The organism is Parolsenella sp. (genome assembly GCF_982402205.1).
This window is the reverse complement of sequence record NZ_CEVYAT010000058.1, coordinates 1-9,119: the sequence shown is the minus strand read 5'-3', so window position 1 is coordinate 9,119 and position 9,119 is coordinate 1. Positions and strand designations below refer to the sequence as shown.

The window sequence follows — 9,119 nt, the reverse complement described above, 5'->3', positions numbered from 1 at the left end:
CGAGAGATAGTTATGGGCAAGTAGACGTTCGTCCAACGCCTAGCAAAAGGGCCGCGTCCCAGACGGGATGCGGCCCATTCGACATATACGCCCAGAAGATAGATAAACGAGGAATGAGGCGGGGCTTAACAAAGCCGATTGCCTACTCCCAATGGCCGGGAACGTCGACTACCCAATGCTGACCGGTCTGCTGGTTCTCGTAGTGGCCCTTGTCTTCCTTCGTAGTGTATGAGTCATCGATGACGGAACCGCCAATCTCTCCGTTTTCCATATCGCTAAAGATCCAGTCGTAGGCGGCGTCCTCCGAGTCGAAAGGCCCGATTTCGGTGCCGCCGTGGTTCACGTAGAAGCGAGGATGGCGGGTGTACACAATGCTTGGCACCCAAACCTGCGAATAGGTCGCCTCCCAGTGCCCCTGCTCCTCGACCCACTTCTTCTGCGGAGCCGCTGCGGTGGAGCCGCTTGAGCCGGAGCTCGACCCCGAGTTGGCTGGGCCGGCGCCGGAACCGATGCCGGCGGGGGCTGACGTGCCGCCCGCGTTGCCGGTGCCGCTGCTTGTCGGCGCCTGCTCGGTGCCGCTGCCGGCAGCGGCGTCGGTGGTGGGCTGCTGCTCGGGGGTCGGCGTGGTGGCGCCGGGCTCGACCTCGTTGCCCGACGGGTCCTTGGGGGCGTCGCCGCCCGACTGCTCGTATCCCTGGTCGTGCACCCCGTCGGCGTCCCAGACGTCGTCGGAGATCCTGTGGCCTCCGGACCCGTTCACGACATCGGCCGTGGTTCCGCCGTCGGGCGCACCGTCGGGCGTGTTCGAGAAGGCGACCTTGACGCTGCCTGCCGGGTCTGTCGTGACCCAGGTTACGTCGACTACGTCCGAGCCTGCGACCTTCAAGCCCTTGAGGGCGCGCGCCAGCGCGGCGCTCCTGCGGGCGGTGGCGTCGACCATGGTCGGCGCGTCGTCGCCAGAGGCCTGCGTGATCATGACATGGCCGTCCGCGGCCTCGACTCGGATGGCGGATGGGTCCACCCCGAGCTCGGCGTTGTCGAGCATGAGGTCGGCGCAGAGGCGGGCGACGTCGCCGACGGAGAGCCCTGTCGCCTCTGCGGCGGCCGTCTCGGTGGTCGCGGGCTGGGCCGCCTGGGTCGCACCGGTGCCGGACGAGCACAGCGCCCACCCGGCGAGGCCGAGCGCCGCGACGCATGCCGCTGCCGCCGCTCCTGCGAGGAGCGCCTTCCTGCGGTGCGGGCCTAGATTCTTACCCCCCCCCGCAATTCTCATGCGAGGTTTCAGCAGATACCTCAGGCGAGTCTGTTCTGGAGTCGCCAGCCACACCCATGTTGCTCTTTTCACCATCCATGTTGCGCACCAATCTCTCAATTCGCGTTGCTGGAATGAAGCCGTGCTTGTGTGTTACTCGCCCCATCTACAGCTTTACCTGCCAGGTGTTGCCGCAGTCATGGCAGACAAACGTTGTCTTGCCCCTCTTGCCCAGCATCGCACCGCCCACGACGCCCAGGGGTCCCAGCAGCACTCCCCCAACGGCCGCCTTTCCAAGCGAGAGGGACTTCTTGCTGCTGGCCACGGCCTCAAAGTTAAGGCTGCCGCAGCTTGGACACTTGATCTTCCTACCCATACCGGCCTTCTTTCGTAGCTGTCCCTTAGTATAGGCCGCTTCGCGCGAGACGCTAATCGCATGAATTAGCAGGCGCTGATCAATACTTGTTCATTCTCATCTTCAAGCAGCTCGCAGGCGCGCTGCTGACCCTCGATGGCCTCGGCTAGACGCTTGCGGCAGTACGTAGAGCCGTGCTTGATGCTAACTCGCAGACCAACCTCGGCCGTCTGGAGCAGGTGCAGTGCTTGCAGCGGGTCTGGTTCGAGCCCCACCGCCGCTCGGTCCCCGTCATTAAGGAGCAAAAGCCCCAGACGGGCGGCGGGCTGTGCTTGCTCGGTCAGGCTCTCCTCGTCCGCAAGGTCATAGCTGCGCCTCCAAAGTCGGTACGCACGCTTGACGTTGCGCTCCACGTACTCACCCCTGGCATACATGTCGCCTAGTTTGTAGACAGCTTCGCTCGATGGCTCAAGCGACGCCGCCAGGGCGTAGTACCGGAAGGCCTTCTCGTAGTTGCGCTCGCCCGTGCGGCCATACTCCCAAATGTAACCCAGGTTGATGATGGACTGATAGCAACCCGCGTCCATCGCCATCTCGTAGAGCTCGGCCGCGCGACCGTAGTCCTGGGGCACCAGGTCGCCCATATAATAGCGGCATCCCAAATCGTTCATGCAGCCCGAGAAGCCCGCCGTAATGCCTACGCGATATGCGTAGACCACAAGCTCGGGGAGCAGTGGCTCAAACAGTGTCTGTTGAACGAGGCGCTCGAAATTTGAGCTCAAGAAACACGCAAATCCATAGGGGCTTTCCTTTGGCAGACAGCCTCGCAACTCGCTAACAAGCTCAGCCGCAGGCCCCTCGAGAACCTCTTCGAACAGGTTGTTCATCTGAGCAAGGTCGGCCTCGCCCATCTTATAGTCATCGAGCGCCGTGGCGTCTGCCCTCCTCGACCAACGTTGCCGAGATTGTAGTGCCCTTATCGGACAAATAATGGCCCCAGACTTATGGCTGAGTCTGGGGCCATGCGAACTGTATATCAGCGTCCGTACCACCGCGAAGGGCCCTACCGGAGCAAAACGGCGTTCGTGCGCCAGCCGCTAGCTGTTCTCCATCACGATGCCCATGACCTCGTCGCCCACGTGCTCGCAGGCGTCCACGCAATATTCGAGGTACATGTAGGTCTCGCGCGTGGAGATGACGCGCAGGGCGTCCGTCTCGCTCGTGTGCAGCTCGCGCATGATGCGCACGAACACGTCGTCTGCAAGGCCTTCCACCGTGTTGATGGCTACGATGTGGTCATGCAGCGTCTTGGACTTGCGGAAGTTCGACAGCTCGGAGACGGTGTCGCGGACCTCGTCGCACGCGCGCACGAGCAGCGTCACCATCTCGAGCGCGCCGGCCGTGAGCTCGCGGACGTTGTTGTAGTACAGCCGGTGCATCACGCCCTCGATGCAGTCCGTGACGTCATCGAGGCGCGCGGAGAGCGCCACGATCCCCTCGCGCTCAATGGGCGTGATGAACGCCGTGAGCACGGTGTCGAGCAGCTCGTGGCGCAGCTCGTCGTTGGTCTGCTCAATCTCGTGCATCTCGTCGATGTGCGCCGCGAGGCCATCTGGCTCGTAGGCGCGCATGACCTGCTCGAGCATGCGCGCCGCGCGGCAGTTGTTCTCGGCCGCCGCGGCGAAGTTCTCGAAGTAGAAGCTGTCCGCAACCCTTGCCATTCTCGGTCCCCTCTCAGACGTTGGCGAACGCGGCCCGCACCCGCCACCGGCACCCCCGCGCCGGCCACAGCTCCCGGCACCCGCGCCGGCTAGAACAGGAACATGAAGAGCTTTGCCATGGCAAAGCTGATGAGGCCGCAGCCCGGGAACGTGAACACCCACGTGAGCATCATGTCGCGAACCACGCCAAAGTTGACGGCCGACAGGCGCCGCACCGCGCCCACGCCCATGATGGCGCTCGTCTTGGTGTGCGTCGTCGACACGGGAATGCCCAGCTCGGTCATCACAAGCAGGCACACCGAGCTCGCGAGGTCTGCCGCAAAGCCCTGGTACTTCTCGAGCTTGACCATGTCCATGCCTACGCTCTTGATGATGGGCTCGCCGCCCACGCTCGTGCCAATACCCATGGTGAGGCTGCACAGAATCATAAGCCAAACGGGAATGACCGTGCCCTCGACGCCGGTCTGGCCGTTGCAGAACGCCACGCCCAAGAACAGCACGCCAATGAACTTCTGGCCATCCTGCGCACCATGCATGAAGCTCATGGCCGCCGCAGCCACAATCTGGGCATACCGAAAGAAACCGTCGGCCCGTCTTCGGTCTGCCGCGGCAAAGACGATCGTCACGAGCTTGCAGCACAGCCATCCAATCACAAAGCCAAAGAGCAAGCTCATGACCAGACCATATATAACCTTGACCCACTCCTGGCCGTTAACGCCGGCAAGCCCTCCCTGGATGGCGATGGCCGCACCCGTGAGGCCCGCGATGAGGCTGTGACTCTCGGACGTGGGGATGCCAAAGACCGACGCGGCCACGCTGTACACCACAATCGAGAAGAGCGCCGCGCACAGGGCAATGAGGGCCGCATGGGTGTCTGAGCCAAAATCGACCATGTTCGAGATAGTCGAGGCAACACTGGCGTTGAGGCGCGTCATGACGAGCACGCCCAAGAAGTTGAGCACCGCGCTCATGATGATGGCCGGACGCACGCGCATGCAGCGCGTGGTCACGCAGGTGGCGATAGCGTTGGGCGCGTCGGTCCAGCCATTGACGAAAATGACGCCCAGCGTAAGCAGTGTGGTTATCGCTAACACGGGATTTGACGTCACCTGGGCAACAAACTGCGCAAACGACACTTCCATAGGCATGCCTCCCCCGAGACGGTCGTGTGGAGCTTTGTTACCCATGCCGGGCGCGTCCCTACCATCTCCTTACACGAACGGCGCATATGAAGCGGCAGACGCGAGCCGCGCCGACTTCACGCGGGACGGCTACAATGGCCAAAAACGTTGCGAGGAGGCAGACATGGGAGCCAAGCGAAACATCGTCTTTGACATGGGAAACGTCCTCATGACCTTTGACGGCCGCGAGTTTGCCCGCGTCTTTACCAACAGCGAGGAAGACGCGCAGGCCCTCTACGAGGGGTTTTTTGGCCGCAGCGAGTGGGCCCTGCTCGACTCGGGCACCATCGACCATGCCACGATGATGCGCGTCGCCGAGGCGCACACCCCCGAGCGCCTGCTTCCCAACCTTCACGAGTGCTTCGAGCACTGGCCCGAGCACTCGCGCGTCATCGAGGGCACCAACGACCTCGCCCTGCACCTCCACGATGCCGGCTGGGGCGTCTACGTGCTCTCCAACGCCAACGACCGCATCGAGCAGCAGCTCTCGCAGGCCCCCGCCTTCGACGTCCTCGACGGGCTCGTGGTGTCTGCCCGCGAGCGCCTCATGAAGCCAGACCCGGCCATCTTCCGCGTTCTGTGCGAGCGCTACGACCTTGACCCCGCAAGCTGCGTCTTCGTCGACGATAACCTCGACAACTGCGCGGGCGCCCGCGTGGCCGGCCTTGACGCCTTCCACTTCACCGGCGACGCCACAGAGCTCGAGGCCTACCTCGGCACGCTCGCATAACAGGTACACAACGCGCTCGCGTGGCGCCCGCCTAGCACGCGGGCACGGGGTAGAGGCAAGCACGGAGCGCACGCCATAGCCACCCATCAGCGGCCAACAACCGGGCGCTAGAACTCGTCGAACTCCGTGTTGCCCAGAAGGCACACGTTCTCGCCCGCCATGAGCTCGCGCATGGCTGCCACGAACGCGTCCTGCTCGCCCGCCCTGAACACGAGCGAGAGCGTTACGTCGGCACCATAGTCGCAGGCCGCGACATGCGCCCCGCTGCGCGCCGCGAGGTCGCGCACGCGATCGTGCATCGCATAGGGAATGCCCACCTCGACGGACACCACGAGCGTCTTCTCAACCACGAGCCCCTGCTCACGGGCCTGCTCGATGGCCATCTGCGTGGCCGTGGTGTACGCCCGCACCAGGCCACCCGGCCCTAGCAGCGTCCCGCCAAAGTAGCGCGTGACCACGCAACACACGTTCATGAGGCCGGCGCCACGCAGGCACTCCAGCGTGGGCATACCACTCGTGCGCTGCGGCTCGCCGTCATCACTCTGGCGCTCGCGCCCGTCGGCCAAGATCCAGGCAGGCACGTTGTGGCGAGCGTCGTAATGCTTGGACCGCACGCTCGCGATGAACTCGTTTGCCTCGTCCTCGCCCCCCACGTGCACAAGCTGCGCGATGAAGCGGCTCTTGCGGTCTACGAACTCGGCCTGAGCCTGCTTTCCCGCGCGCAGCGTGAGATAGGAGGCGGCACCCGCTTCCGCGGACGCCGCCTCAGCACCTGCACCGTTGTTTGCGCTGCTACGAGCCACTAAAGCCTCCGTAGAAGGTGCGCCATGAAGTCACGCGCGTCGTCCTCGTCGGGACCGTCGATGCGCACAACGAGCGCGTCTCCCTTATGGGCATCGAGGCCCATAAGCTGGATGGGGTCGGCGGCGCTCGCCTCGTGCTCGCCATGGCTCACGGTAACCTTGCTCTTCCAGCGAGCGGCCTCGCCGGAAACGAGCATGACGGAACGGGCGTGAAAGCCCAGAGGGTCTGCGATGGTGTGGGTGATCTCAACCATGCCAGCCTGCCTAAAACACGAGGGAACAGAAACGTTTAATAAATCATGGTAGCGCTCTATACAGGAATTGGGGCACCAGGCTCGCCAAATGGCAGACCTGGCGCCCCAAAACTTGAAACTACCTACGCGCGCTCGGCGAGTTCGCGAATGAGGTACTCGGTCTTGTCCCAGCCAATGCAGGCGTCGGTGATCGACTTGCCGTACGCGCCGCCATCGACCGGCTGGTTGCCGTCCTCGAGGTACGACTCGACCATGAAGCCCTTGACCAGGCTGCGGATCTTGTCGTTGCGGCGGCAGGAGTCGAGCACCTCCTTGCAGATGCGGAACTGCTCGAACGGGCGCTTGCCCGAATTGTCGTGGTTGCAGTCGACGACCACGGCGGGGTTCTCGTAGGTGTCCGTGGTGTAGCGCTCGGCCAGGCGCTCGAGGCGCTCGTAGTGGTAGTTGGGGTAGGTGCGCCCGTCGAGGCCGATGTAGCCGCGCAAAATCGCGTGGGCCAGTGGGTTGCCGTGGGTCTCGACCTCCCAGCCGCGGTAGATGAACTCCTGCTCGGCCTGCGCGGCATAGATGGAGTTGAGCATGACCGTGGTGGAGCCGGCCGTGGGGTTCTTCATGCCCACGGGCACCGGCACGCCACTCGACACGAGGCGGTGCTCCTGGTTCTCGACCGAGCGGGCGCCCACGGCGACGTAGCTCAACAGGTCAACGAGGTACTGGTAGTTGGAGGGGTAGAGCATCTCGTCGGCCGTGAAGAAGCCTGACTCCTCGATGACACGCAGGTGCATGCGGCGCACGGCCTTGACGCCCTCGAGCAGGTCGGCGGGCGCCTCGGGGTCGGGGTTGTGGAGCAGGCCCTTGTAGCCGGTACCCTTGGTGCGCGGCTTGTTGGTGTAGACGCGCGGGACGATGAGCAGGTGGTCGCTGACCTCCTCGGACAGCTTTGCCAGGCGCATGACGTAATCGAGCACGGAGTCCTCGCGGTCTGCCGAGCAAGGGCCAATGACGAGGAGCTTGCGGGTGTCCTCGCCGCGGATGATGGCGGCGACCTGGGCGTCGAACTCGACCTTCTTGGCGGCGAGCTCGGGAGACAGGGGCATGTCCTCGCGGATCTCCTTAGCGATGGGCAGGCGGCGCTTGAAGTTCATGGACATGGGGTCCTCCATGCTGGTCGTGCGGCGGCGCGGGGCGTGCCGCGTGGTGGCCCTGCAACGCGACACCAGTCAGGTGCGATGGCGCCGTCTCGCATGCGGTGAATTGCTCAAAATCTTAGCAGCTTTGTGGGGCTAGGCGGCACTGCGTTACCTACGTGCTACAATCGCATGCGCGAGGTGGGCCAGACGACCGCGGGGCACGCGAGCAATCGCGCGCCATGAGGAAAGTCCGGGCTCCACAGGGCAGGATGCTGGCTAACGGCCAGGCGGGGTAACCCGACGGAAAGCGCCGCAGAAAAGAAGACTCCCGCTGGCGCCGCGAGGCGTTGAGAGAAAAGCTGAAACGGTGGTGTAAGAGACCACCAGCGTCGTGGCAACACGGCGGCTTGGCAAGCCCCATCCGGAGCAAACGCAAATAGGAGCGCCATGGTGTGGCCCGCACCGCGCTCGGGTTGCGCGCTAGAGGCCAGCGGCAACGTTGGTCGTAGATAAATGGTCGTCCACGACAGAACCCGGCTCACAGGCCCGCCTCGCACCGTCTCATGCAAGTGCCCCGCAGCTCACGCGCAGCTGCGGGGCATTTTTGTGCGATAAGGGCCCGCGAGCCCGCACGGTGGCGGTAGCCGGAAGGTGCCATCGGTCTTTCACGTCCACGAGGCTCGAGACGTGCGTAACCGATGGCCCTGTGGGCGAGACGTGCGCAACCGATGGCACACCACCCCGAGAAGCGACGGCGCGCTTCCCTACAGGCGCAGGATGCGGGTACCATGAACCTCGCTCACGCCAACGGCCCCTGCGATGGCCTCGGCATTCTCCCAGGTGATGCCGGCCCCGGGCAGAATCGTGATGCGTCCGTCAGCACGCGCGACAAACTCGCGCAGACGCGCCACGTTGTCCTCGATGCGCGTGCCTGCCACGCCGCCGTGCGTGAGAATGCGCGTGACGCCCTGCTCGGCAAGCCAATCGATGGCCTCGAGCTGGCGCTGCGGCGCAATCTCGTCGAACGCCATGTGGAAGGTAATCTGCGCGGGCACGCCGCGGCGCTTCTCGGCCTCACGTACGCGCGCAATAAGTCGCAGCGTAGCGTCCCTGTCGAGCTCTCCGCCGCGGGCGCAGCCAAACACGACGCCCGTAGCCCCCGCATAGAGGGCGCAGTCGATGTCGTCCTCCATCATGAGAAGCTCGTCGTCGGTGTAGGCAAAGTTGCCACCACGGGGACGCACCATGGCCATGACGTCGACGCCACGGCCGACGCAGCAGCGCACGACCCCGCGAATAACGCCCAGCGAGGGCGACGTGCCGCCCTTGGCAAGGTTGTCGCACAGCTCGATGCGGCGAGCGCCCGCCGCAATCGCCGCAGGCACAAGCTCCACGTTCTCGGCGCAGAACTCTCGTGTCAGGTCAGTCATTGCTTCCTCCGGGAAATCAGCATCAAAGAGGGGCACTTCCTCACCGCTCAAGCATATGACAAAGGGTCCGTCCCCGCTGTCATGCCGGCCCGACTCACCCCAGCCCCAGCTCAACAAAGAGCGGGCCCGCAGCCATGAGAGCTGCGGGCCCGTCAGTCAATGCGAATGTATGACGCCCGAGCTAGTCGAGGTCATCGACGTCAACGCCGCTCATGGGCATGGCGGCCGGCGACAGCTGCGTGGCGTCGGCATCGGCCATGGGA

10 protein-coding genes and 1 other RNA gene are annotated in these 9,119 nt (G+C 64.3%); 2 read left to right on the top strand and 9 right to left on the bottom strand.

From position 1 onward, the window contains the following. Window positions 1–142: 142 nt before the first annotated feature. The 5 genes from AC1VTH_RS04560 to AC1VTH_RS04540 form a co-directional block, all read right to left on the bottom strand. Window positions 143–1,273, bottom strand: a complete 1,131-nt coding sequence (locus AC1VTH_RS04560; protein ID WP_481334939.1) for a hypothetical protein — start codon at window positions 1,271–1,273, stop codon at window positions 143–145. A gap of 145 nt (window positions 1,274–1,418) precedes the next feature. Then, window positions 1,419–1,628 (bottom strand): hypothetical protein, encoded by a 210-nt coding sequence (locus AC1VTH_RS04555; protein WP_481334938.1) that lies wholly within the window; start codon window positions 1,626–1,628, stop codon window positions 1,419–1,421. A gap of 65 nt (window positions 1,629–1,693) precedes the next feature. Beyond that, complete coding sequence (locus AC1VTH_RS04550; protein ID WP_481334936.1) at window positions 1,694–2,389, bottom strand: tetratricopeptide repeat protein; 696 nt, start codon at window positions 2,387–2,389, stop codon at window positions 1,694–1,696. Between the two features lie 315 nt (window positions 2,390–2,704). After that, entirely contained in the window at window positions 2,705–3,328 is a 624-nt protein-coding gene (locus tag AC1VTH_RS04545; RefSeq protein WP_481334935.1) for a DUF47 domain-containing protein, read from the bottom strand. Between the two features lie 89 nt (window positions 3,329–3,417). Further along, the gene (locus tag AC1VTH_RS04540) at window positions 3,418–4,470 is read right to left on the bottom strand and encodes an inorganic phosphate transporter (protein ID WP_481334933.1); all 1,053 of its coding nucleotides are present in this window, start codon (window positions 4,468–4,470) and stop codon (window positions 3,418–3,420) included. Between the two features lie 163 nt (window positions 4,471–4,633). On the opposite strand from AC1VTH_RS04540, the gene AC1VTH_RS04535 reads away from it, so the two are divergent. Next, on the top strand, window positions 4,634–5,239 hold the full coding sequence (locus AC1VTH_RS04535; protein WP_481334932.1) for an HAD family hydrolase: 606 nt from the start codon (window positions 4,634–4,636) through the stop codon (window positions 5,237–5,239). A gap of 107 nt (window positions 5,240–5,346) precedes the next feature. Here the strand turns inward: AC1VTH_RS04535 and AC1VTH_RS04530 are convergent, their stop codons facing one another. The 3 genes from AC1VTH_RS04530 to AC1VTH_RS04520 all read right to left on the bottom strand — a co-directional run bounded on the left by AC1VTH_RS04530 (window position 5,347) and on the right by AC1VTH_RS04520 (window position 7,447). After that, the gene (locus tag AC1VTH_RS04530) at window positions 5,347–6,042 is read right to left on the bottom strand and encodes an IMPACT family protein (protein WP_481334931.1); all 696 of its coding nucleotides are present in this window, start codon (window positions 6,040–6,042) and stop codon (window positions 5,347–5,349) included. Next, window positions 6,042–6,296 (bottom strand): HPr family phosphocarrier protein, encoded by a 255-nt coding sequence (locus AC1VTH_RS04525; protein WP_293673649.1) that lies wholly within the window; start codon window positions 6,294–6,296, stop codon window positions 6,042–6,044. The genes AC1VTH_RS04530 and AC1VTH_RS04525 overlap by 1 nt, the downstream gene beginning before the upstream one ends. A gap of 122 nt (window positions 6,297–6,418) precedes the next feature. Then, a complete protein-coding gene (locus AC1VTH_RS04520; protein WP_481334930.1) occupies window positions 6,419–7,447 on the bottom strand; it encodes a 3-deoxy-7-phosphoheptulonate synthase in 1,029 nt (342 codons plus the stop codon). A 174-nt stretch (window positions 7,448–7,621) separates the two neighbouring features. Between AC1VTH_RS04520 and rnpB the strand changes: the two genes are divergently transcribed. After that, window positions 7,622–7,983: RNase P RNA component class A (gene rnpB / locus AC1VTH_RS04515), an RNA gene on the top strand. Between the two features lie 207 nt (window positions 7,984–8,190). Here rnpB and AC1VTH_RS04510 read toward each other — a convergent pair. Then, window positions 8,191–8,856, bottom strand: coding sequence for a copper homeostasis protein CutC (locus AC1VTH_RS04510; protein ID WP_481334929.1), 666 nt, complete (start codon window positions 8,854–8,856; stop codon window positions 8,191–8,193). Window positions 8,857–9,119: the final 263 nt, after the last annotated feature.

What these genes read in the sequence shown, in the direction of transcription:
- AC1VTH_RS04545 (WP_481334935.1), bottom strand. Translation starts at nt 3,328, where the DNA reads ATGGCAAGGGTTGCGGACAGCTTCTACTTCGAGAACTTCGCCGCGGCG.
- AC1VTH_RS04525 (WP_293673649.1), bottom strand. Translation starts at nt 6,296, where the DNA reads ATGGTTGAGATCACCCACACCATCGCAGACCCTCTGGGCTTTCACGCC.
- AC1VTH_RS04520 (WP_481334930.1), bottom strand. Translation starts at nt 7,447, where the DNA reads ATGTCCATGAACTTCAAGCGCCGCCTGCCCATCGCTAAGGAGATCCGC.
- AC1VTH_RS04540 (WP_481334933.1), bottom strand. Translation starts at nt 4,470, where the DNA reads ATGGAAGTGTCGTTTGCGCAGTTTGTTGCCCAGGTGACGTCAAATCCC.
- AC1VTH_RS04560 (WP_481334939.1), bottom strand. Translation starts at nt 1,273, where the DNA reads ATGAGAATTGCGGGGGGGGGTAAGAATCTAGGCCCGCACCGCAGGAAG.
- AC1VTH_RS04555 (WP_481334938.1), bottom strand. Translation starts at nt 1,628, where the DNA reads ATGGGTAGGAAGATCAAGTGTCCAAGCTGCGGCAGCCTTAACTTTGAG.
- AC1VTH_RS04535 (WP_481334932.1), top strand. Translation starts at nt 4,634, where the DNA reads ATGGGAGCCAAGCGAAACATCGTCTTTGACATGGGAAACGTCCTCATG.
- AC1VTH_RS04510 (WP_481334929.1), bottom strand. Translation starts at nt 8,856, where the DNA reads ATGACTGACCTGACACGAGAGTTCTGCGCCGAGAACGTGGAGCTTGTG.